Genomic DNA, 23,354 nt, shown 5'->3' on the forward strand with positions numbered 1-23,354 from the left:
CAATGAATTTATTGTTATTCGAAAGAATTCTGCGGGGATTAGGGTTCAAAAATATAGAAATTCTGTCTTTAGTAGCCGAATTTTGCCAATTCAACGGCTGCGCGTACCTCAATATCCTTCACAATTTCCGCCAGTTTTGGATCGGATCCGGATATTTTGTAAGACGCCAGCGTGTCTTTCAGTTGCAATAATTTTTGCGCAGAAACATTTCCCATCAGCAATCCGTGACGAATTTCGTCCAGCTTTTCCAGCAAATCCTCTCCTTTTTCGAGAGTCTTTTCATTTTGCTCAGTCGAATCACCGACACCTTGCAATGCCATGATGGCATCTATTGACCCAATGGGAGAAGCCGAAGGAACACCCGAAGCCGCAGCCGCCTCTACTTCTTCTTCAGGAACTGAAAATTTCGCACCGGACTTGGAGGCTGCTTTACCACCCTTGGCACCTGACGTTGAAGTTATCTTTCCTGATCCGCCAACTTTCATAGTTCAATCCAAAATAGCCGGAACCAACAGAATTTTCAGCACAGATCATTCTGCACCCCTTGCTATAATTAAAGGTCATTCTTTCCGGGTCAAGCGGAACAATTTGCCGCCCGCAGTGGCTTTCGCGCAGGCGATTATATTTTTTCCTTTATTTACAATATGTTACAATAATTTATTGTTGGCATGATTTTCGCAAATAAATAGGCAGAATATAATATTTTACGGTCTTTAGACGGAAAAGAGTATGACTTTGAATATAGTCCAGCAAATTGCGAAGCAATTAATCCCTTCGAAACGCATGCTATCATCACTGATAATGGCGGCCGTTCTCCTCGTTTGGTCTGTGCAAACCGCACAAACTGCCTCACGGGTCAAGGATATCGCAGAATTTGAAGGTATTCGCGATAATATTCTTGTCGGATACGGATTGGTTGTTGGTCTCAATGGAACTGGCGATTCACTCTCCAATTCACCCTTTACAGAGCAGAGTCTGGAATCAATGCTCGAACGCCTTGGGGTGAATACAAGTGGTGAGACCATTAAAACAGACAATACTGCGGCCGTAATCGTGACAGCAACCCTGCCCCCCTTTCAACGTCAGGGTACGAAAATTGATATTGTCGTCAGCTCTCTGGGCGATGCCGCGGATCTCACAGGGGGTACATTGATCGTAACACCCCTGATGGCGGCAGATGGCGAAATATACGCCGTTGCACAAGGGACGGTCACGGTTGCCGGTTATACGGCTGGCGGGGAAGCTGAAACTGTCACAAAAGGTGTTCCGACCACGGCCCGTATCGCCAATGGCGCGATCGTCGAGCGGGAGCTTGGATTTGATCTGGCCGCTCTCACCAGCCTGCGCATCTCTTTGCGCAACCCGGATTTAACGACCTCCCGGCGGATCGCACAGGCCGTCAACGAATATATCGGAAATCAAGTCGCGGAATCAGCGGACCCCTCAACTGTTGTCCTCAACCTTGAGGGAAGCAAGCGGGATAATATGGTCGACTTGCTGGCGGATATCGAACAGTTAATGGTTGATCCGGACCAGATCGCCCGTGTCGTCATCGATGAGCAATCAGGCATTATTGTTATCGGCAAGGAAGTGAAAGTTGATACCGTCGCCATCGCACAAGGAAACCTGACCGTCCGGATTACGGAGACGCCGCAAGTCTCGCAGCCCGGTCCGTTCTCTGAAAATGGCGAAACCGTTGTCGTTGACCGGACTGATGTCCAGGTTTCCGAGGACGACGACAGGAAACTTACGGTCTTGAACAAGGCGGTCAGTCTTCAGGACCTGGTGGATGGACTAAATGCCCTTGGTATCGGTCCCAGAGATATGATTTCAATTTTACAAGCCATCAAGGCCGCCGGTGCCCTCCAAGCAGAAATCGAGTTAATGTAATGATGAATATTCAATCTACACTGCCGAATATCCTGTCACAGCAGGAGGCCCCCTCTCTCAGTGGTGCCGGCCAAAATGAAGAACGTGCGCGGCAGGCAGCTCAGGAATTTGAGGCCTTTTTTCTCAGCCAGTTCCTGAACAGCATGACAGCCGGAATAGAAACGGATGAGACATTCGGAGGCGGTGAAGCCGAGAAAATGTTTAAATCCATGTTGAACGACGAATACTCGAAATCCATGAGCCGCCAGAATGGTGTGGGGATCGCCGACGCCGTTTATAGAGAAATCCTCGCAATGCAGGAGGTTTAATAGATGAATCATATAAATACATCCGGACCCCAGCTCCTAACGCCCAGTGAACTCCTCAAGGTGATTATGCGGCTGCGCGAAATTCTGGAAGAAGAAAATACTTTATTAGCCGAAAACAAGCCCGAGGCTTTCTCGGAAAATCTCGGAGAAAAGACGCGGCTTGTCGGGCAGTATAATCAACAGATGACATTGATTAAGAACAACCCTGAACGGTACCGTGCCTTTCCGAAAGCAGAAATTGACCTACTGAAAGAAGCCAGTGAAGCTTTTTATCGAGTCCTGGATGCACATTTTCGGAAACTTTCAACGGTGAAAACCGTCACGGAAGGTCTCGTCAAATCAGTCGCCGATGAAGTTGTAAAAAAGAAATCCCCTAAAAACGGATACACGGCCAACGCGGCGCTCTCCACATCTTCTGCGCAGAAAAACTCACAGATACGCAACGGCGCAATCGCCATCAATCAGGTGATTTAAAAAAGCTTGGTGGCGTCGCAATCAGGCTTGGCTATTTACAGCCAGCCCCTGCAGCTCTCGATAATATGCAACACGGCGCAGAACGTAATCGCCCGGGAACTGCTTCAGCACTTCCTGGGTTTCGACATCGACAAGACGATAGACGTACCGCCCACTGCTATCATCCATATCTATTGAAAAACGTCCATTCGGAAATTTTGTATCCTCGAAGAACGGACCGATCGCCCGCTCTGCACGCTTGACAGGATCAACAACCTGAACAGAAGCATCCGGAACACTGGTCATGTCACCAGACACAGTTGTCTCACCCTTGGGTCTGGGCAGGTTAATTTCCGACTTCACCAAGGAGGTGTTCAAATCTGTTTTCGAAATTGGGGTTACGTCCATAGCGCAACTCCTTACCCTTCATCTATCATGTTTCAAAAATCTTGCAACCATTCGAGGAAATCCCCTCGAAACAATGCAATGAGCCTAAATTGAAAATGTTAACAAAAGCTTAAGAAAGACAAATCCATAAGAAAGGCAGCTTCTGTCCCCTAGTGGCCAAAAGCTGCATTTGCAGAGAAAAAAGCGGAAATCCAGCTTCGGAATTCCGCTTTTTCTTAACTTCTGAGGACGTTACTGAGCGCCGTACTGAATATAGTCTGTCCAGATACGTTCTATCTGGCGTAACGATTTGCGCGTCGCTTCAATATCCGGTGACGGATTAGAGCGGCTCAGCAGTTCAGACTGCTTTACTTCTGATTGCGCCATTTTCGATACCAGCTCCAGGCCCTTCTCGGAAAGACGGATCATGGTCGCCCGGCGATCACGTTCAGATTTCTCCTGAATCAAATAGCCCATTTCGACGAGCTTTTTCAAATTATAGGACGCATTGGATCCCTGATAGTATCCCCGGGACATCAATTCACGGACATTAATTTCCTCATCACCGATATTGGCAAGCAAAAGCGCTTGAACAGCGTTAATGTCTGTAATGTCCATTAAATTCAACTCGGTTCGTAATACGTCTAGAAAACGACGATGCAACCGTTCGATTAACCTGGTGAGTTCATGATAGTCATCAGTCGCGGTTTTTTCATCAATTGCCAACATTGCTGTGTCTCGCATAATTGAAATCCTTAAAAATTCAGGCTCCAGAATGCCTGTACAATATTAAAGAACTGTAAATCTTCTAAAATTCTTTCGATAAAAAAACAATTTTACCGATATTTTCACAAAAGTTTTTACTTCAAATCAAAATAACCAGGATAAAGCTCGCACATTTGGATTTGATTAACCTTATCTACAAATTCCCAACGGTTAGGAAAGGGTCAAATTTGGTCCAAATTATGTCTTCATTCAGACATATATGTGACAAAAAAGCAAACAATTAACGGGAATTTAAGGTCAACATGGCAAGTTTTGAGGATTGCTATGCCAATTCTTCAGTAAATGATTCTATACTCGGTCAAATTACGTTGTCATGGCACAGTTTTTTGTGCATCTATTTGAATTATATGATTTTTGTTGCTAAGAAGATTCTAACAAGGGCCGCGAGAGGTGTCGGATAACATATGCCACAAGATGAAAATAAAGAGCTAACTGAGCTGATAGCCTTGTCAAAGGATAGCTCTGCGCGTGGCCGCCGCCAGCTTTTTAGCAACATTAGCGATTTGTTCCTGACGGATGACAACCGTTTGAGCGAACGGGAGCATGCGCTGGTCACCAGCATTCTGACAAAACTTCTTGCGGAGATTGAAACAACTCTTCGTCAAAATCTTGCAGAAGAGTTGGCGGAGCTTTCCAGCGCTCCCCATGACTTGATAAGCTTGCTGGCGAATGATGAGATAGATGTCGCACGGCCAATTTTGTTTAAAAGTCACTTGTTGGAGGAACCGGACCTCATTGAAATTATTCAAAATCGAAGCAAGGAGCATCTTCTTGTCATCGCAGAGCGTGACGACATTAGCCCGACGATTAGCGAATTATTGATAAATTATGGTGACGAAGACGTCGTTTCACATTTGATTGAGAATGGCGACGCACAAATTTCTCGAGAAAGCATGGAATACCTGGTTGAGGAATCCAAGCGGATTGACCGGTTTCAGGAGCCGCTCATTGCCCGGCACGATATTCCAACAGATTTGGCTCATAAAATGTTCTGGTGGGTTTCAGCAGCGTTACGCCGTCATATCCTCCAGAATTTTGAAATTGATGAACTCGAGCTTAATGAAAAAATAATCTCCGCTGCAAAGACAGAATATAACTACGACGTTGCCGCCAATAGTAGTCATGCGGACAAACTGGTCGCTGAATTGGCAGCGCGCAACGATCTGACAGATCGATTTTTGGTGCAGACCCTTCGCGGTAAACAGGTGCGCCTGTTTATAACAGGGTTGGCGTTCAAAGCATCCCTTCCCTATTTAACAATCAGTCGGTTTATTTATGATCCTAACGCCGAAGCGCTTGCCGTTGTTCTTCGTGCTTTGGAATTTGATCGCAATGCCTTCTCGGCTGTATTTCTACTGACCCGGAATATTTCGGACTCCGGCAAGGCAAAAAAGACGACTCGTCCGGAAGAAGTTGAGATTATGATGAAATTTTATGATAAACTTTCAGAGAAGAACGCTAAATCGACATTGCGTTCATGGCAGTTGGAAAAAGATTTTATCGAAATTGTCGAAGAACTTGATGAAGATTTAGACGATCAGCGGGTCTATTTATGAACCGCCGGGGGATCAGGAAAGGGAACATGCCGACCGCATGTTGAAAGCATAGATGACTGAACTGGGGCAAGGAAGTGTTGTATCACTTCACTCTGATGTTAAAAACACCAGCGGCTCAGGAATTCCAGCGATGCAAAGCATCGTAAGTCGAGAATTTTTTGATGCGGTATTTGAGCAGGTTCAACCCATGTATATGGCGCGGCCTGACGGAGCCGTTATTTACGCAAATACCGGGTATAAAGATTGCTTCCGCCCCGGCATCAATGGACAATCCGAAGAAGAAAAACTTACCACACTTCCCTTGGATCATCTTGAAATCGTTCGACAAATAGCGGAAACCAAGGAAACAGAAACAAGAGTGGTTTCGGTGCGTACCGGCAAGGAAGTAGAGCATTTTGTCTCCCGACACTTTCCCATATTCGATGAATCTGATCATCTTATTGCTATTTGCGGCAGCTTCTCCAACTCAACAAAGCAGGTCAACGCAGAAGCTAAACTTCGCCTCGAGAAAAGACGCTTTCTGGATATCACGCGGGCTGCATCGGACTGGATCTGGGAAACCGATGCCGAAGGTCGGCTGAATTTCGTATCCGACCGGGTCGTTCAGGCAGTCGGTCTACCGCCGTTATTGATCAAAGGGAAATATTTGTCTGAATTGGGAATCTTCAAACCAGAAGAAGATGGCAGTAATAAAGCGGAACAAGCCATTGCGAGGCATGTCCCCTTTCGCTCGGTGCCGTTGGAAATTCAGGACGTCAACGGCGATATAAAAATATTCAATATCAGTGGCGTACCGGTTTTCAGTGAAAAAGGACGATTTACAGGATATCGTGGTACCAGTGATGACATTACCGCAAGATTGCTCGCAGAAGATGAGGCCTTGTCGTCAAAAGTAGACTTGGAACAGGCGATTAACGAAATCACGAACAAGAATATCCAACTGGAAGTAACTGCGAGGAAGGCTGTTGAATCAGCCAGGGCAAAAAATACCTTTCTGGCAAATATGAGCCATGAGCTGCGGACACCGTTAAATGCGATTATCGGGTTTGCCGAAGTTATCGGGCTTGAAACCTTTGGCCCCATCAGCGACAAATATCGGGAATATGTGGGCGATATATTGAATTCCGGCAAGCATTTGCTCAGCCTGATTGAAGATATTCTTGATATCGCCCGTATCGAAAGCGATAAAATTCCCATCGAAATTGTTACAACGCCACTTGGCGGAATGGTCAGGGATGCGTTGGTTCTGGTTCAGACACATGCCGAGGAAAAGAATCTCGATTTGAGCGAGATCAAGATTGATAAGAATGTTAATTTGGCTGTTGACCCGACAAGATGCTTACAGATTCTTGTCAATATAATTGGCAACGCTGTCAAATTTACTCCGCAACGCGGCAAGATCGGACTGGAATGTCATATCGTTGACGATACCTATGCCGATATTACAATTTGGGATACAGGCCCTGGAATTCCTGAAGAGGATCAGGACAAAATCTTCGAAGCCTTCAAGCAGGCACATGAAGGTGTCTATAGCCGCGGAACAGACGGCGTTGGCCTCGGTCTGACCCTGTCCCTCAAACTTGCGCAATTGATGGGCGGTAATATCTCTGTCGAAAGCAGCCTTTCAACCGGTAGCAGGTTTACGGTCCGGCTCTGTCTGGCAGACGAGAATACAGCCTAGAATGCCCATACCGGCGTGGTGGCTTAAGAAATTATTAACCCTGATTTGCCACACTATTACAACAGTCCACCAACGCTTACGGAGCCATCATAATTGCCAGAGAGTAATCTAGATAATCTAAGTGAAATCAGTAACTTAGCAAAATTGGCGAGCGATAAATCCCTGGATAAGCGCGAGTTTCTCTACGAAAGAATTGGCAATTTCCTTGTCAATGAAGGCCAATCCTTCTCTGTATCCGAGAAAAAACTGATGGCGGAAATCATCTGTCAGATCACAGGGGATGTCGAAAAATCCATCCGGTCGCATTTCGCAAAACGATTATCCTTAAAGAGTGATGTTCCTGCAGAACTGATGATTTTCCTGGCCAATGACGATATCGAAGTTGCGTTACCAATTCTTCGAGACTCTGGATTGCTCTCTGAACCCGATTTACTGAAAATAGTCAAGCATCGCTCAACACAGCATCAATTGGCGGTCGCTGCACGGGATAACATCAGCCCCAATGTCTGTCAGGCGATCTATGAAATCGGCAAAAGTGATGTGACCGTCAAACTTCTGGAAAATCAAACAGCGCAAATAACCCCGGAGCTGCTAGCCCATATTGCGGATCAATCGGAGTTTATTCTCGAATATCAGACCCCCCTGATCAAGAGGCCGTTTCTACCGCAACCGATTGCCGAGAAAATGTACCGCTGGGTTTCCGTGGCCCTGCGAGAGTATATTTCCGACAATTTTGACGTTGATGCGAAGGTGCTGCAAATTGACGTTGCGGATAGATTACAGACAATTAATTCGATCTCCATGGAGAGCGATCCGTCGGCTAAACTGGTATCCAAGCTTCATGCCGCCGGCGACCTGACGGCCGGCTTTATGGTCAAGGCGCTCCGGCAGGGTGAAATAGACTTGTTTGAATTGTCCTTCGCGAAACTACTGGATATTGATGTTGAAGAATTCGGCAAAATTCTTTACGCGGATAATCCTGAGATCCTTGCGGCCGCCTGCCGTTCCCTTAATCTTGATCGTATTATTTTCAAGACGATCTTTGAACTGACATTGTCTGTCAGGCGCGAAAAGGATTCTATTCTAACACCGGCCGTGTTAAATGCCCCGATGGATTTTTACGATTTACTATCTGAAGAAGCCGCGAATACAGCATTGCACAACGCGGAATTCATGCAAGGTGCTCTGAAATACGCCGACACTATTTGACAGACACCCCATCGTGACTTGCAAATCCCCCTGAAAAATATATTCTTTACCTGAGTATCTGACCCTCCATTTATATTGGAATATGGCTGTGATTGACCCTTTCGGTAGAGAAGTAAATTATTTACGAGTGTCTGTAACAGACAGATGCGATTTTCGCTGCAAATATTGCATGTCTGAAAATATGACCTTTTTACCGAAGAAAGAGGTTTTGAGTTTAGAAGAGCTCGAATTGATTTCCGCGGCTTTCATTCGCAAAGGCGTCCGCAAAATCCGCATTACCGGCGGTGAGCCGTTGGTCAGAAAAGGAATAATGGAGCTCTTCAGAAATCTGGGGCTCTACATAAAGAGTGGTGAGCTGGACGAACTGACCCTGACAACCAATGGAAGCCAGTTGAGCAAATATGCGGATGAACTGTATGAAGCCGGTGTCCGGCGTCTCAATGTGTCACTTGATACCCTGGATCCCTACCAGTTTCAGGATATCACCCGCTGGGGAAATTTTGAAAAAGTCATGGCCGGGATTAAAGCTGCGCAAAAAGCCGGTTTGAAAATCAAAATCAATACAGTTGCCGTTAAGGGTTTCAACGATCATGAATGCAACGACCTGATAAAATGGGCTGGCGATGAAGGTATGGACATCACCTTTATCGAGACCATGCCCATGGGCAGTATTGATGAACAGCGGTCAGACCAGTTTCTGCCGTTATCTGAATTGAAGAAGCAACTGGCCGAGACCTGGACGATGGCCCCGTCACAGTATCGAACCGGCGGTCCCTCGGATTATTATGATGTTACTGAAACCGGGGGACGTATCGGCTTCATAACGCCCCTTACCCATAATTTCTGCGAAAGCTGTAATCGCGTGCGCTTAACCTGTACCGGTATGCTTTACATGTGCCTGGGTCAGAATGACAAAGCCGACTTAAAGGCGATCATCCGTGGCGAAAAGGGATTTTCTGCCCTTGATGCTGCAATTGATGAAGCCATCGGCCGCAAACCCAAGGGGCATGATTTTATTATCGATCGTAATTCCGATGATAATCCTGCAGTGGCTCGACATATGAGCGTTACAGGCGGCTAACGGCGAATGAATATTCACTTTACGGCCAGCGATACCGCCGATGCACAAGCGGCCCTGAAACGACTGATCCATCTATATGGGCATTGTCCGGTTGGCCAGGCTGAGATCATCGTCGCGCTTGGCGGCGATGGATTTATGCTCGAAAGCATGCATGCATTTATGTCCAAAGAACTGCCTATTTACGGCATGAACAAGGGCACCATTGGGTTCTTGCTCAACAACTATGAAGAAGAAGGATTGATTGAACGATTGCAGGCGGGAGAGATCACGAAACTTCACCCTCTCAAAATGACAGCCACGGACATGCATGGCGAGCAATATGAAGAGCTCGCGATCAATGAAGTCTCCTTGCTTCGGGAAAGCCGACAGACAGCAAAAATTCAAATCTCCATAGATGGCCATGTAAAAGTCGATGAATTAACCTGTGACGGCGTCCTTGTTGCGACGCCCGCCGGCAGCACGGCTTATAATTATTCTGCCCACGGCCCCATCTTGCCCGTCAATGCGGGCGCTTTGGCCCTTACGCCGATCAGTGCGTTCCGGCCCCGACGTTGGCGTGGGGCTATCCTGCCCCGGGAAGCGAAAATTGAACTGCGCGTGCTGGAATCTAAAAAGCGCCCGGTAAGTGCGGTGGCTGACGCCGTCGAAATTCGCGACGTATCGACAGTAATTGTCGAAGAGCAAAGAACCACAACCCTGCATCTTCTCTTCGATCCAGAGCATAATCTGGAAAGGCGCATTCTAGATGAACAATTTATTCTTTGAGCGTAGCCGTCAAAGCCCATAACAATTACAAATATTGCGCGATTGCTGGCACTCAGCGAGCGCCTTAAAAAGGAATACAAGCATGACCAATGCTATTGTCGTAACGATCGAAAATGGTATCCAGAATTTAAAAATCAATCGGCCTGAAAAGAAAAATGCGCTGACACAGGAGATGTATGGCATCCTGGCCAAATCCTTGCGCGACGCGGAGCAAAATCCTGAAATTCGTGTCAGCGTAATTACAGGTACTGAAGATAGCTTCACAAGTGGTAACGATATTATGGATTTTATCCAAAATCCGGCTTCAGGAGAGGATGCCCCTGTCATTCAGTTTCTATATGCCCTTGCTGAAATTCAAAAGCCATTAATCGCAGCCGTAAACGGATTGGCGATCGGGATCGGAACAACAATGCTCTTACATTGTGATCTCGTTTATGCTTCGGAAAATGCCAGTTTCGCCCTTCCTTTTGTTAACCTGGCCCTCGTTCCGGAAGCCGCTTCCAGCTTTTTGCTGCCAAGAATGCTAGGGCACCAACGCGCCGCCGAGCTATTGTTACTTGGCGAAAACTTTTCCGCCAATACGGCACTGGACGCCGGTATCGTAAATGCAGTGACCACTCCGGACCAGGTGGAGGAAACCGCAATGGCTGCCGCATTAAAACTTTCCAAGAAAGCACCAGAAGCTGTTCGGCTGACCAAATCCTTGATGAAGGGCAATTCGGAACAAGTAAAAGCATCCATGCAGACGGAATTACAGGCGTTCAGCTCCCGTCTAACATCTCCCGAAGCCATGGAAGCTATGCAAGCTTTCATGGAGCGCCGCCTTCCAGATTTCTCAAAATTTTCCTAATTTGTAAATATATTGAGGTCGAGCGTATTAAAAACGCTCGCTTCTCATCGCTTATCCAGCGAAAACCTGCTTTCTATTTCAGCCTAATTCACTGAAAAATAACGGTCTTTCATTTCGTTACAATTTTCTTAATTTTTGATACGGATTGGCGCTAATTCGTAAGTCTCTTTTAATTTTTAGTCGGTAATTTTGTTCCAATAGTGAAATCTGGATAAAGTTGATCGACTTGGAGTTTAGAACGGCAACTTCTCCAGCTAATAAGAACCGTGCAGGAGAGTTCTAATGAAAGTTATCGCCGTCGCATCGCAAAAAGGTGGCTCAGGTAAAACGACGCTTGCGGGGCATTTGGCTGTTCAGGCCGAAATGGCTGGACAAGGACCGGTGGCCCTTGTCGATACGGATCCACAAGGCAGCCTTTCCGAATGGTGGAATGAGCGCGAGGCGGAAACACCGTTATTTGCACGAACGACGGTGGAAAGACTAAGCGCCGATATAGGTCGTATGGAACAAATGGGTATTGGTCTCTTGATTGTCGATACCCCTCCTGCAATTACGTCTACAATTGCCAATGTTATCGGGCTTGCAGATCTCCTGATTATACCGACACGGCCCAGCCCTCACGATTTGAGAGCTGTCGGCGCAACTGTTGAACTGGCAGAAGGCTTAAATACACCGCTAATCTTCGTGGTCAACGGTGCGACACCTCGTGCTCGCATCACAAGCGAGGCTGCTATTGCCCTGTCCCAACATGGGACGCTTGCCCCATCCGTCATTCATCAACGGGTTGATTTTGCTTCCAGTATGATTGACGGAAGAACGACCATGGAACTAAACCCCTCTTCCAAGTCCAGCGAAGAAATCAGCAAACTTTGGTCATATGTCCAGGAACGGGTAGCACGATTATCGCCAGCTTACCCGGCGTCTCCGAACCACGGAATGGCAGCTACTGCCGGTAACAACGGTGCGATTTATAACTGAGTGTCGGTCTATTCAGGAAAAGAAGAAATACTATGAAAGCAGCATTTTTAACAAGTTCACTTATCGCTCCGAAAGGGAAAGCCCTGCCGGCTTCTCGTTCAGCGACACCTACGAAGCTGTTAGATGACGAGTCAAACCGCCAGTCAGGTGTTTCCAGAATTTATGAACGGGTCCGCGAATATGCGGATCCGCATGAAGAAGATGACTCCACGATTAACGCCGCAGTTAAGCAGAACGCAGAAAATGAAACAGCGGAAGATGCAATCATCCTCCATGAAGATGAAACTGTGTCTATTGCCGCAGAAGACGATATTTACGATTTTTCGAAACCGGCAGAAAAAGAAGAAGAGCAATCGGTTTTTGATCGAATTCGGGAGCAAAAAAATGATGTAGATCCCGCTGAACCGATCTCGCCACTGCTGGAAAAGCACGCGGCTCAAGAAGCGGAAACCGGCAAGAAACAAGCGCTTTCCAATCGAACACCGGTCGAGCCTTTACCGGTTGAACGATACACTGAAATTGCCACGGAAGTCTCAAAACTCACGAAAGACAAACTCGGCCGGATTAGAATATCCGTACGCATGGCGCCGAAAGATCATTTACAGCTGAAACTCATTGCCGCTCATACGCAAATGTCCGCGCAAGCCATTTTTGAAACAGCATTAGAAGAATATGTATCGAAACACGGATCCAGCATACTTCCTGAATCTTGCGCTTGTGTTTTGGATAAATCGTCTCTTTGATGGAAGTGATAGTCTATGCGTGAAAATATAGCCAAAAAAGAACTGGAAATAGCGGATAACGCGGCTTCTTTGTCAAAAATCAAAGTAAGACGGCCAAAGGATTCTGCAAATTCCTCCAAGAAGAAAGCCAAAACCGGAGATATTACTGATCGCCTTCAGGCACTTGCCGATGAGTTGGAGGCCACCAAGCCTGCGATGCCGGTCGCGGAACCAGTATTTGAGGATACAGGAACAGATCTTTTTGAAGCGCCTGCCAATAAGACACCGACGTCACCAGCAAAGAAAAAGCGGGCAAAATCCAAGCCCGCTGCCGAGAAACCTGTTCCGGCCCCAGTGCCAAAAGAAACTCCTGAAGCACCGATAAAAGCAAAAGCGCCAGAGCCTTCCTTAAAGAAGAAAGAGGTTATCCCGCCTGTAACAAAACCGGTTGTAGAAGCAAAGAAACCCGTTGCAGCGCCACCGGAAAAAGAAACACCGGCCGCCGCATCCGCCGTTCCGCCGCGTCGGGCGAATTGGGCAAGGCCCGCATCGGCACCTGGTTGGCAGAAAAAGGTTCAAACACCCGATATACTGAGCTATTGGATGGAGATCCGAAATGGCAATCGGTATCCAACATGGCAAAATCTGGATACTCAAAAAATCGGGAAATTCTGGCCAAATTGCGTGTTGGTTCACTGCAATCATGCCTCGGGTCGCTTACAACTGGAAACCAGCTTTTCCAATGAGCTTCGTCATTCGGCAAAACGCGCCAATCCGCTTCGGGATTTCACGACGGATATTGATTTTTCTCCGATGGTCGTTGATTGGGTTTTGAGTCTGGCTCGTGATGTGGCGAATACCGGTAAGCCGGCACATGGCACCGAGTATTTTCCGTCGGTTTTCGACGAAACTCCCCTCCGCGTGATTGCCCTGCCGCTTAGTGAAAATCAAGTCGATGTTGATCATGTTCTCTGCTATGTGCAAAAACTCAGCTAGGAGACCTAGCTTTTCGTTTTTGCGTAGCTGGTTATCCGTGCTTTTTGCTCGTCCTTGAAACCAACCAGAAATTCATCTGCAAGTTTAAATATTGGCCGTTTCATCAATGTCGGCAATTCAACGAGCAAGGACGACTGGTCACCGGTTTCCAAGACCTCTTTTTGCGAATCCTCGAGGTTGCGATACGTCGTTCCGCGTTTGTTGATAAGAACGTCATGATCAAGCTTTGATAACCACAACTTTGCCATTTCCTGATCAAATCCATCTTTCCTCAAATCGTGGAACTGATGCGGGATTCCTTCTTTATCCAGCCATTTGAGGGCTTTCTTGCAGGTATCACAATTTTTGATTCCATAAATAACCATTATTCAATATTCCCATCACCGGTCGTCAAAAAATTGAGGATATGGCCGCCTTATCATACCCGGAACATAAATTAACCGGATCTTAATACTCACAATGAAAGATAGAAAGGTCCAAGGTTGATCGAAGCTGTTTTTGTCCATTCCACCCTCCCCTCGATGACAAGAATGGCTTCGATTACCTTTCTTTTTTAGAAATGTCTATAGCGGCGGGATATCCCCATTTTCCTGCGCTGCGAAAAAATCGAGAGCATATGACGCCAGAGAGCCTTCCTCAATAGCAGCGCGCATCCCCCTCATAATATCCTGGTAATATTGCAAATTATGCCATGTCAGAAGCGTGGCTCCCAAAATCTCCTTTGCCTTGAACAAATGGTGCAGGTAAGCACGGGAATAATTTCGGCAGGCGGGGCATTCGCAAAGTTCATCCAATGGCCGGTCATCGTCTGCATGACGGGCATTTCTCATATTAACAGTACCAAACCGCGTAAAAGCCTGCGCATTACGGCCTGAACGCGTCGGTAGAACACAATCGAACATATCGACGCCGCGCATAACGGCACCCACCAGGTCATCGGGCTTACCGACACCCATAAGGTAACGTGGCTTATCCGCTAGCATCGCCGGTGTGGTGACTTCAAGCGTACTGAACATCGCTTCCTGGCCTTCACCTACGGCCAGGCCGCCAATTGCATATCCATCAAAACCGATATCAGTTAAGGCATTTACTGACTCCAGACGCAGATCTTCGTATGTCGATCCTTGTACAATTCCGAAAAGCCCGTAGCCTTGCCTCGCTTCAAAAGCCTCTGATGACCTTTTGGCCCATCGCATGGATCGTCGCATGGAGGTCGCCGCCGTTTCGTGGTCGGCAGGGTACGGTGTGCATTCATCAAATGCCATCGTAATAGTTGCATCAAGATGATTTTGAATTTCCATGGAGCGTTCTGGCGTTAGCTCGAAACGCTGGCCATCAATATGGGATTTAAACGTGACACCGTTTTCGTCAATTTTGCGCAGCTCGTTTAAGGACATAACCTGAAAGCCACCGGAATCAGTCAGGATCGGACGTTCCCAGTTCATAAATTTATGTAACCCACCAAGCCGGCCAACACGCTCTGCACCCGGTCGGAGCATCAAGTGATAGGTATTGCCAAGGAGGATATCTGCACCGGTTTCCCGCACCGCTTCCGGTGTCATGCCTTTGACGGTGGCGGCTGTGCCGACCGGCATAAAAGCCGGGGTTCGAATATCTCCATGCGCTGTGGAAACTGTGCCCCGACGGGCCGCCCCATCGGTTGCGCTTATGGTAAAGTTAAATATGTTCGCGGTCATGATTTTGGATACAGCAATGAGCAGTCCCCATAGGAGTAAAATCGATATTTGCCTTCAATGGCATGCTGATAGGCATTGCGCATTTTCTCCAGGCCTGAAAATGCGGAAACCAGCATAAATAATGTAGATTTGGGCAAATGAAAATTCGTTATCAAAAGATCGACTGCTTTGAAACGATATCCCGGCGTTATGAAGATATCCGTCTCCCCGTTAAAGGGCTGTACCTGCCCCGCCTCGCTGCAGGCGCTTTCCAACAGGCGCAAGCTCGTCGTGCCAACAGATACGATCCGCCCGCCTGAAGACCGGCATTTGTTTATTTTTTCAGCCGCTTCCGTACTGATAATACCGACTTCAGAATGCATCTTATGATCTTTTGTATCCTCTACCTTAACAGGTAAAAATGTACCGGCACCGACATGAAGGGTCAATGTAACCGATTCAATTCCCTTCGCTGAAAATTTGGACATCAGATCGTCGGTAAAGTGCAATCCCGCCGTCGGTGCAGCGACAGCCCCCTCATCTTTAGCAAAAATTGTCTGGTAATCTTCTAGATCCTGATCATCAACCGCTCGCAGGCTGCTGATATAAGGAGGTAGCGGTATTTCACCATATTCCATCAGTTTTTCCATCAGGTCGGGACCTGAAACAGAGAAGGCCAAAGCAACTTCGCCGCCGCCCCGCTTCTCCGTAACCAATGCCGTAAACTCATCCGAGAAGGTAATGATATCGCCAGGCTTTAACTTCTTTGCTGGTTTGGCGAAGGCATGCCAGCTGTCGGCAGAAACATTCTTGTGCAAAGTGACTTCAACCTTTGCCCCCCGGCGCATGCCGCGCAAACGGGCCGGAATGACCTTGGTATCGTTAAACACAAGAAGATCGCCAGCCCTCAGCAGATCAGGCAAATCGGACACCAAATTGTCGGATATTATATTTTCAACACGCAAAAGCTTTGCTGTTTCACGTGGAACAACAGGCCGATCCGCAATCCTCTCAGGCGGGAGGTCAAAATTGAAATCATCAACCTTCATGTCTCAAAACGCAAACGAACGGCATGCATCTGCAAACCGTTCGCTCCTTCAATGAATAAGTATCCGCTACGCGACGTCTGCCGCGACTTTCAAGCTTATGATATTCTCAGGATCTGTAACGGATCCATTGGACATGCTATCGCCTTTCTTAATGGCGTGGACATGCTCCATTCCCTCAACAACTTGGCCCCATACGGAATATTGATTATCCAGATGCGGGGAGCGGGCAAACATAATAAAGAACTGGCTGTCAGCGCTATCGGGGTGACCAGCACGTGCCATGGAACAAGTTCCCTCCACATGAGGTTCCTCCGTAAATTCGGATGCCAGATTTTGACCGGACCCCCCCATGCCATTTCCATCCGGGCAGCCTGTCTGCGCCATAAAACCATCAATCACCCGATGGAAAACAATTCCGTCATAAAAACCGGCGCGCGCCAGTTCCTTGATCCTGGCCACATGATTTGGGGCAAGATCAGGCCGCATTTCGATGACAACACGGCCATCTTTCGTTTCAAGATATAAAGTATTTTCAAGATCACCGGCCATTTTGCCACTCCTGTTATGTTTGAGCCCGGCTCAAACGTCGTAGAATTAAGTTCTGTTATGTATTTCGGTAACACGCTCTGCAATTTTCTTCGCAGTTGTTGCCGAGACAAATTTTGTTATGTCACCATTCAATAAGGCTATTTCTTTCACCAGACTGGAGGCGATGAATTGATGCTGATCCGAGGCCATCAGAAAGACAGTTTCAATTTCCGAATTTAATCGCCTGTTCATACCAACCATTTGAAATTCATACTCAAAATCCGATACAGCACGAAGTCCGCGAATAATGATGGCAGCCCCGACTTCTTCTGCAAAATGCATAAGCAAGTTATTAAAGGGCTTAACGACAAAATTAGTTCCGGGAAATTCTTCGGTCATTTTCGCGACCATGCTAACCCGCTCTTCAACGGTAAATAACGGATTTTTCCCTGGGTTCATTGCGACGCCAATAACCAATGTATCAACAAGTTTTGACGCCCGTTTGATAATATCATAATGGCCCAATGTTATGGGATCAAAGGTGCCGGGGTATAACCCGACCCGATTTTTCGACATGGTCTTTCCTTCTCTATATTTGCTAATTCTTGATGTTAGCTTTCATCCGTATCGGGAATAGAATTATCTTCTGATGGTGAATCAATCGCCTCACCTTCTCCATCAATTTCAATATCCTCTGCATTATCCTCTTCAGATTTTGCATCGGCCAACGCCGTTACGGAAACAACTTCCTCGCCTTCTGCCGTTTTGAACAATGTCACGCCTTGGGTATTACGTCCAGCAATACGGATATCTGTTACAGGTGTTCTGATCAGTTTGCCGCCGTTGGTAACCAGCATAATCTGCTCGTCTACTGTAATGGGGAATGTCGAAATAACTTCTCCGTTTCGGCTGGAGGTCTCGATATTTATTATCCCCTGGCCGCCACGATTGGTCACGCGATACTCATAGGCGTTTGTCCGTTTGCCATATCCATTTACGGTAATGGCCAACAAAACCTCTTCCTGCTCAAAAAGTTCGTTATAACGTTCCGGCAATATGCCGCCATATTCCTGAACAACACCTTCTTCATCCACAGAGCGACGCGCTTTCAAATAGGCATCGCGTTGCTCGATTTCAATATCAACATGATTGAGGATAGACATGCCTATAACACTATCGCCCTTGGCAAGCTTCATTCCGCGGACACCGCTGGAATCCCGTCCTTTAAACAAGCGAACATCGGTAGCCCTGAAGCGGATACATTTACCCTGACGTGCTACCAGCAGAACATCGGAAGCTTCCGTGCAGATCTTTACCCCAATGAGTTGATCATCCTCGTCGAGCTTCATGGCAATCTTGCCATTCGATTTCACGTTTGAAAAATCGCTCAAACGGTTTCGGCGAACATTTCCTTTCGCCGTTGAGAACATCACTTCCAGCTCCGCCCAGCTTTCTTCTTCTTCCGGAAGCGGCATCAATGTGTAGATTACTTCCCCTTCTTCGAGCGGTAGAAGATTAATAATCGCCTTGCCCAGACTTTGCGGTGACCCCAAGGGTAATCTGTACACTTTGAGTTTATACACGCGCCCGAAGGAAGAAAAGAAGAGGACAGGTGTATGAGTATTGACCACAAATACCTGCGTGACGAAATCCTCGTCGCGAGTTTGCATGCCTGCGCGACCCTTGCCGCCGCGGCGTTGCGGTTTATACGTGGAAAGCGGTACCCGCTTAATGTAGCCCTTATGGCTTACCGTGAGCACCATATCTTCACGTTGAATAAGATCTTCGATGTCATGCTCGAATTCATTCTCTTCGATGACGGTGCGGCGCGGAACAGCGTATTTTTCCTTCATCTCCAGAAGCTCGTCCTGAATGATGCTGATTAACCGTGGGCGGCTGGAAAGAATATCGAGATAGTCAACAATCTTTTCCCCGAGACCCCGAAGTTCATCGCCAATTTCATTTTGCCCCAGAGCCGTCAGGCGCTGTAAGCGAAGGTCAAGTATGGCCCGCGCCTGCGCTTCAGAAAGCCGGTATGTCCCGTCCTCCTTGATCGCATATTCCGGGTCATCAACAAGCTGGATCAGCGCAGCAACAGAACTTGCATCCCAATCCTTACCCATCAACTGCGAACGCGCGGTCACTGGATCCGGCGCAGCACGGATTAACTTGATAATCTCATCAATATTGGCAACGGCAATTGCCAATCCAATCAATACATGAGCACGTTCACGGGCTTTATTCAGCAGGAATTTCGTCCGTCGCGTAATAACCTCTTCACGGAAATCAAGAAAAGCTTCCAGCATTTCCTTGACGTTAAGCAATTCCGGCTTACCGCGGTTAAGCGATAGCATATTCACACCAAAGGATGTTTGCAGTGATGTATATCGAAAGAGCTGATTTAACACGACTTCCGGCATTGCGTCCCGTTTGATCTCAACAACAACGCGCACACCATGACGATCAGATTCATCCCGCAAATCGCCGATACCTTCGACTTTTTTCGCGCGCACAAGATCCGCAATTTGCTCGACCAGCCGGGCCTTATTCACCTGATAAGGGATCTCGGTGACAATTAACGCCTGACGATCTTTCCTGATCTCTTCAATATCGACTTTCGCCCGCATAATCACGGACCCCCGTCCCGTGGTCAGGCCGCTGATAGAACCGGTCCTTCCAAGAATGACACCGCCGGTCGGGAAATCAGGTGCCGGAATATACTCCAGCAGCTCTTCCGTTGCCATTTCCGGCTTGGCTAACAACGCAATACTGCCGTCAATAACTTCGCCCAAATTATGCGGCGGGATATTTGTCGCCATGCCAACGGCAATACCACCAGCGCCATTGACCAAAAGATTAGGGTAGCGGGCTGGCAGAACCGAAGGCTCACGTTCACTGTCATCATAATTATTAACAAAATCGACGGTGTCTTTATCAATATCGTCGATAAGGCTTTCCGCCGCCTTTTGCAGCCGGGCTTCCGTATATCGCATGGCGGCGGCTTTATCACCATCCATGGATCCGAAGTTACCCTGCCCTTCCACAAGCTTCAGGCTCATGGAGAAGTCCTGCGCCAGGCGAACCATGGCATCGTAAATTGCGCTATCACCATGGGGGTGGTATCGACCCATAACGTCACCAACTACACGGGCAGATTTTCGGAACGCCTTATCCGATGTATAGCCATTTTCATACATGGCATAAACAATCCGCCGATGGACGGGTTTAAGGCCATCACGCGCGTCCGGCAATGCCCGCGAAACGATGACACTCATGGCATAGTCCAGATAGGACCGCCGCATTTCCTCTTCTATAGTGACAGGAACAATATCGTTATCAGAAGGGGGTATAGTTACGTCGTTCAAGGCAGGATTCCAGAATAAACTTTTCCATGCTCAGAATGATCTTTTGCATGCTGTAAAACTCAAAACTCCCTTCCCGTTTTCAACGCAAGAGAAGGTTACCATGTTCTACAAGAAAAGAGGCGCCAACGCAACCTATTGCAGTTGCGAAATGGCGCCCAAAACTGTCTTTTTTCAGATGGGGTTATATCACAGGGGTGAAGAGCTCAAGCACCAGAAACAGTAGGTTTTTTTGCTCCATGCAACGGACCTGTTTTTACCACTCTATTCGTGACCATCCGACCGTGGAGTTTGCTAATGATATTGCTGCCTGTTTTTTCAAACATGAAGGGAAAAACAGCATGAACCAGGGCACAAAATCCAGCGACGAATAACCAGAAAGAAAATGTTGCCGACATTTCCATATGCTCAACATAGGTTTCATTTACTGACGAGGGGTGTTCTGTGAATAATGTTGATAAGGTCATAATCTTCGTCCGTTTACTTAAATTTTCATACCTGTTATATAAGAAGCATAATACCTAATTTCAGCGGAATATTTACCCTAAATTGACATCTATTCCTTATAATGTGGAACATGTATCCTCAAATTAGCTAAAATATGGAATTTTATACCATGGACGTCATTGATAAGAAAATTATGAATTGGTTGCAGCAGGATAGTTCCATTGCGGTCGCTGATCTTGCAGAGAAAGTGGGTTGTTCCCGAACGGCTTGCTGGCGGCGGATCAAGTCCATGGAGGAAACCGGCCTGATAAAACAGCAAGTCTCTCTCCTTGACCGTAATAAGCTTGGTTTATCAGTGACTGTATTTGTTGCGATCAAAACCAGTCGTCATGACGTCGACTGGCTCCAAAAATTTGCCGAGACTGTTGATAATTTTCCAGAAATCATGGAATTTTACCGCATGAGTGGAGATATAGATTATCTGCTAAAAGTTGTCGTCCCGGATGTCGCGGCTTATGACAGTTTCTATCATCGGCTTATTCAAAAAATTGACCTGTCGGATGTCAGTTCAAATTTCGCCATGGAAGAAATTAAATTTACGACCGCTCTCCCCTTGTGAAGAATAGTTTCTATCTTGCAATCCTCGGTCGGCCAAACGCTGTTGCCTTAAGTATACTTTCTATAAAAAACTCTTTTCCTTCGATAACGGCCGTATTGTCTTCACGGTGAAACTTGACGCGAACATCTCCCGCCCCGGCTTGCTGTGCATGTCCGTGTGCTTCCACGCGCAGGATGTGTTCCGCATCGGCAACGGCACCTTCTAAAGTCGAAAAATCCTTTGGTTCTCCGGAATGATAAAGCCGGAAGTAGTCATTTTCCGTTTTCGAGATCGTCGCATCAACACTAACGCGCACTTGCCCGACGACAGCCCCAATAGCATTTGCCACGCCCGCATTCGCGGGAATTAAGGCAGTTGTATTAAGCTGGGCCGCAATGTCGGGATAATAAACATGAGCAGAAGCTCCCAAACCGATGATCGGCAGTTTGAAATTAACCTTCACGTCGACGAATGGATTAGGGTCTGCGCGGGTGGATCCTGCAAGGAGCGTTTCGGACAGCTTTGGAGATAAATAAGGGTCCCCTTCAAGCGCAGCCGCCAAAAGTGTTTCGTCAGATTTTTTGACAAGTGCATCAATAACCATTTCGCTCATTGCCTGACTGGAGGATGCAATTGAGTATCCCTTGCTGTTCTTGTTACCAGCAAAGAGCCGCGCCGTCTTCTCCGCCGCGCTGCGATCCCAGTCAGTATGTAAATTCAGCACATGGGCGGCGTCCGAGGGGGTCAGCCCGCAAATCATCACAAGACCTGTCGACACCAGCTTTTCCAGCGCAGCATGATGCTTTCGTTTCGCCAGCCATTTTTCCAACGGTCGGGGACCATCGGCTAAATCGACCAGCATTTCTTGTTCCAGGATGTTCAATGCCCCTTTAAAAGCAACCTCACGACCAACCGAAACGGCAAAGCGCCCATAAAGTTCATTATACCGGCTGCGGTTAAGCTGCAAATCCAGGGTGTCATGGACCAGGGCCGGATAACTTTCAGCCAGTAAGCTGATCGGAATTAACCTGCGGGGACCCAACTCCAGCTGTAATTCAAGGCCTGTTTGCCGAACGGAAATTTCGCTATCCCCGCCAAGACCAATCGTATACATGGCAACGGCCTCAACCATCGTCCGCCAGCCACCGACTGTTGCGCCATTTTCATCCAGGCGGGGATTTCCATCCTGAAGAACGGCAATATCCGTCGTTGTACCGCCAATGTCGGAGACAACAGCATTTTGCAAGCCGCTTAAATACGCTGCACCGACCAAACTTGCAGCCGGACCTGATAATATGGTTTCAATGGGTTTGATTTTAGCAATTTCTGCCGAAATCAAAGCGCCGTCCCCTTGTACAACCATTAGCGGCGCAGTGATGTTAAGGCCGCCGAACAATCCTTCGGTTGCTTCTATCAGGTGATGGATCATACTGATCAAACGGGCGTTTAATACTGAAGTAAGCGCACGACGCGGGCCATCCAGTTTGCTGGAAAGTTCATGACTGCAGGTTACGCTCGTACGGGTACGTTCCAGGATAATATTTCGCACGCGCATTTCATGCTCGGGATTGCGGGTTGCAAATAGTCCGGCGACGGCAAAAGCAGTGACTTCACTGCCGATTTGATCCAGCCGTTTTATCAACATCTTTTCATCAAGATCGGCGACAGGCTCCCCTTGGCCATCATGCCCTCCGCTCAGGAATATTACGGGGTCGTCCTTGACAGCATCCTGTAATCCGTTCCGATCCAGCGAATTTTCATCGAAACCGATCATTATCAGGCCCACACGGCCTCCCTGCCCCTCTACAAGAGCATTAGTTGCCAGTGTCGTGGATAAAGAGACAAGGGCGATTTCGGCCGGATTAATTTTCGCCGTAGCTATGACTTTTTCAATCGATTGACCTATACCGACTGCAAAATCGTGACGTGTCGTAAGAGATTTTGCACTGGCAACAACACCATCTTCTTCGTGGAACAACACTGCATCTGTGTAAGTTCCGCCTGTATCAATTCCCAAAAGCAATGGCATAGT

Annotated in this window: 24 protein-coding genes; 13 read left to right on the plus strand and 11 right to left on the minus strand. The window is 47.5% G+C overall.

All coding sequences use genetic code 11. From position 1 onward, the window contains the following. Positions 1–68: 68 nt before the first annotated feature. Positions 69–485, minus strand: a complete 417-nt coding sequence (locus tag NBZ79_RS11690; protein ID WP_251932609.1) for a flagellar assembly protein FliX — start codon at positions 483–485, stop codon at positions 69–71. 244 nt (positions 486–729) lie between these two features. On the opposite strand from NBZ79_RS11690, the gene NBZ79_RS11695 reads away from it, so the two are divergent. The 3 genes from NBZ79_RS11695 to NBZ79_RS11705 are packed head-to-tail and all read left to right on the plus strand — an operon-like array spanning position 730 to position 2,672. Next, positions 730–1,890 (plus strand): flagellar basal body P-ring protein FlgI, encoded by a 1,161-nt coding sequence (locus NBZ79_RS11695; protein WP_251932610.1) that lies wholly within the window; start codon positions 730–732, stop codon positions 1,888–1,890. Then, positions 1,890–2,198, plus strand: a complete 309-nt coding sequence (locus NBZ79_RS11700) for a rod-binding protein (protein ID WP_251932611.1) — start codon at positions 1,890–1,892, stop codon at positions 2,196–2,198. Before NBZ79_RS11695 ends, NBZ79_RS11700 begins: the two co-directional genes overlap by 1 nt. Positions 2,199–2,201: 3 nt before the next feature. Next, entirely contained in the window at positions 2,202–2,672 is a 471-nt protein-coding gene (locus NBZ79_RS11705; protein ID WP_251932612.1) for a hypothetical protein, read from the plus strand. A gap of 21 nt (positions 2,673–2,693) precedes the next feature. Here NBZ79_RS11705 and NBZ79_RS11710 read toward each other — a convergent pair whose 3' ends face one another. Both NBZ79_RS11710 and NBZ79_RS11715 read right to left on the minus strand, forming a co-directional pair. After that, on the minus strand, positions 2,694–3,059 hold the full coding sequence (locus NBZ79_RS11710) for a flagellar protein FlaG (RefSeq protein ID WP_251932613.1): 366 nt from the start codon (positions 3,057–3,059) through the stop codon (positions 2,694–2,696). A 231-nt stretch (positions 3,060–3,290) separates the two neighbouring features. Next, positions 3,291–3,782 (minus strand): MarR family winged helix-turn-helix transcriptional regulator, encoded by a 492-nt coding sequence (locus tag NBZ79_RS11715; RefSeq protein ID WP_251932614.1) that lies wholly within the window; start codon positions 3,780–3,782, stop codon positions 3,291–3,293. 446 nt (positions 3,783–4,228) lie between these two features. Here NBZ79_RS11715 and NBZ79_RS11720 point away from each other — a divergent pair, with 446 nt between their 5' ends. From NBZ79_RS11720 to NBZ79_RS11760, 9 genes are all read left to right on the plus strand, one after another. Further along, positions 4,229–5,380: a DUF2336 domain-containing protein gene (locus NBZ79_RS11720; RefSeq protein ID WP_251932615.1), complete on the plus strand. Its 1,152-nt coding sequence runs from the start codon at positions 4,229–4,231 to the stop codon at positions 5,378–5,380. 130 nt (positions 5,381–5,510) lie between these two features. Beyond that, the gene (locus NBZ79_RS11725) at positions 5,511–7,061 is read left to right on the plus strand and encodes a PAS domain-containing sensor histidine kinase (protein WP_251932616.1); all 1,551 of its coding nucleotides are present in this window, start codon (positions 5,511–5,513) and stop codon (positions 7,059–7,061) included. Between the two features lie 93 nt (positions 7,062–7,154). Next, on the plus strand, positions 7,155–8,270 hold the full coding sequence (locus tag NBZ79_RS11730) for a DUF2336 domain-containing protein (RefSeq protein ID WP_251932617.1): 1,116 nt from the start codon (positions 7,155–7,157) through the stop codon (positions 8,268–8,270). Positions 8,271–8,352: 82 nt separating this feature from the next. After that, positions 8,353–9,351 (plus strand): GTP 3',8-cyclase MoaA, encoded by a 999-nt coding sequence (gene moaA, locus NBZ79_RS11735; protein ID WP_251932618.1) that lies wholly within the window; start codon positions 8,353–8,355, stop codon positions 9,349–9,351. A 6-nt stretch (positions 9,352–9,357) separates the two neighbouring features. Then, entirely contained in the window at positions 9,358–10,116 is a 759-nt protein-coding gene (locus NBZ79_RS11740) for an NAD kinase (RefSeq protein WP_251932619.1), read from the plus strand. An 82-nt stretch (positions 10,117–10,198) separates the two neighbouring features. Beyond that, positions 10,199–10,966 carry a crotonase/enoyl-CoA hydratase family protein gene (locus tag NBZ79_RS11745; protein ID WP_251932620.1) on the plus strand — a complete coding sequence of 256 codons (768 nt, stop codon included), beginning with the start codon at positions 10,199–10,201 and terminating at the stop codon, positions 10,964–10,966. 282 nt (positions 10,967–11,248) lie between these two features. Then, the gene (locus NBZ79_RS11750; RefSeq protein WP_251932621.1) at positions 11,249–11,944 is read left to right on the plus strand and encodes a ParA family protein; all 696 of its coding nucleotides are present in this window, start codon (positions 11,249–11,251) and stop codon (positions 11,942–11,944) included. 32 nt (positions 11,945–11,976) lie between these two features. After that, complete coding sequence (locus NBZ79_RS11755; protein ID WP_251932622.1) at positions 11,977–12,687, plus strand: hypothetical protein; 711 nt, start codon at positions 11,977–11,979, stop codon at positions 12,685–12,687. Positions 12,688–12,702: 15 nt separating this feature from the next. Beyond that, positions 12,703–13,662: a hypothetical protein gene (locus tag NBZ79_RS11760; protein ID WP_251932623.1), complete on the plus strand. Its 960-nt coding sequence runs from the start codon at positions 12,703–12,705 to the stop codon at positions 13,660–13,662. A gap of 5 nt (positions 13,663–13,667) precedes the next feature. Here NBZ79_RS11760 and NBZ79_RS11765 read toward each other — a convergent pair whose 3' ends face one another. The 7 genes from NBZ79_RS11765 to NBZ79_RS11795 all read right to left on the minus strand — a co-directional run bounded on the left by NBZ79_RS11765 (position 13,668) and on the right by NBZ79_RS11795 (position 20,744). Continuing rightward, positions 13,668–14,027: a Spx/MgsR family RNA polymerase-binding regulatory protein gene (locus NBZ79_RS11765; protein ID WP_251932624.1), complete on the minus strand. Its 360-nt coding sequence runs from the start codon at positions 14,025–14,027 to the stop codon at positions 13,668–13,670. Between the two features lie 198 nt (positions 14,028–14,225). After that, positions 14,226–15,359, minus strand: a complete 1,134-nt coding sequence (tgt, locus tag NBZ79_RS11770) for a tRNA guanosine(34) transglycosylase Tgt (RefSeq protein ID WP_251932625.1) — start codon at positions 15,357–15,359, stop codon at positions 14,226–14,228. Continuing rightward, entirely contained in the window at positions 15,356–16,387 is a 1,032-nt protein-coding gene (queA, locus tag NBZ79_RS11775; protein WP_251932626.1) for a tRNA preQ1(34) S-adenosylmethionine ribosyltransferase-isomerase QueA, read from the minus strand. Before queA ends, tgt begins: the two co-directional genes overlap by 4 nt. Before the next feature lie 66 nt (positions 16,388–16,453). After that, positions 16,454–16,936 (minus strand): peptidylprolyl isomerase, encoded by a 483-nt coding sequence (locus NBZ79_RS11780; protein WP_251932627.1) that lies wholly within the window; start codon positions 16,934–16,936, stop codon positions 16,454–16,456. Positions 16,937–16,981: 45 nt separating this feature from the next. Next, a complete protein-coding gene (gene coaD, locus NBZ79_RS11785; protein WP_251932628.1) occupies positions 16,982–17,491 on the minus strand; it encodes a pantetheine-phosphate adenylyltransferase in 510 nt (169 codons plus the stop codon). Positions 17,492–17,526: 35 nt separating this feature from the next. Next, the gene (gene gyrA, locus NBZ79_RS11790) at positions 17,527–20,280 is read right to left on the minus strand and encodes a DNA gyrase subunit A (protein ID WP_251932629.1); all 2,754 of its coding nucleotides are present in this window, start codon (positions 20,278–20,280) and stop codon (positions 17,527–17,529) included. Positions 20,281–20,483: 203 nt separating this feature from the next. Next, the gene (locus tag NBZ79_RS11795) at positions 20,484–20,744 is read right to left on the minus strand and encodes a DUF6356 family protein (RefSeq protein ID WP_251932630.1); all 261 of its coding nucleotides are present in this window, start codon (positions 20,742–20,744) and stop codon (positions 20,484–20,486) included. A 149-nt stretch (positions 20,745–20,893) separates the two neighbouring features. On the opposite strand from NBZ79_RS11795, the gene NBZ79_RS11800 reads away from it, so the two are divergent. Further along, positions 20,894–21,343 (plus strand): Lrp/AsnC family transcriptional regulator, encoded by a 450-nt coding sequence (locus tag NBZ79_RS11800; protein WP_251932631.1) that lies wholly within the window; start codon positions 20,894–20,896, stop codon positions 21,341–21,343. A gap of 10 nt (positions 21,344–21,353) precedes the next feature. Here NBZ79_RS11800 and NBZ79_RS11805 read toward each other — a convergent pair whose 3' ends face one another. Beyond that, positions 21,354–23,351, minus strand: a complete 1,998-nt coding sequence (locus NBZ79_RS11805; RefSeq protein WP_251932632.1) for a hydantoinase/oxoprolinase family protein — start codon at positions 23,349–23,351, stop codon at positions 21,354–21,356. Positions 23,352–23,354 lie beyond the last annotated feature (3 nt).

This window comes from Sneathiella marina (assembly GCF_023746535.1).
In the GTDB taxonomy this organism is placed as follows: Bacteria; Pseudomonadota; Alphaproteobacteria; order Sneathiellales; family Sneathiellaceae; genus Sneathiella; species Sneathiella marina.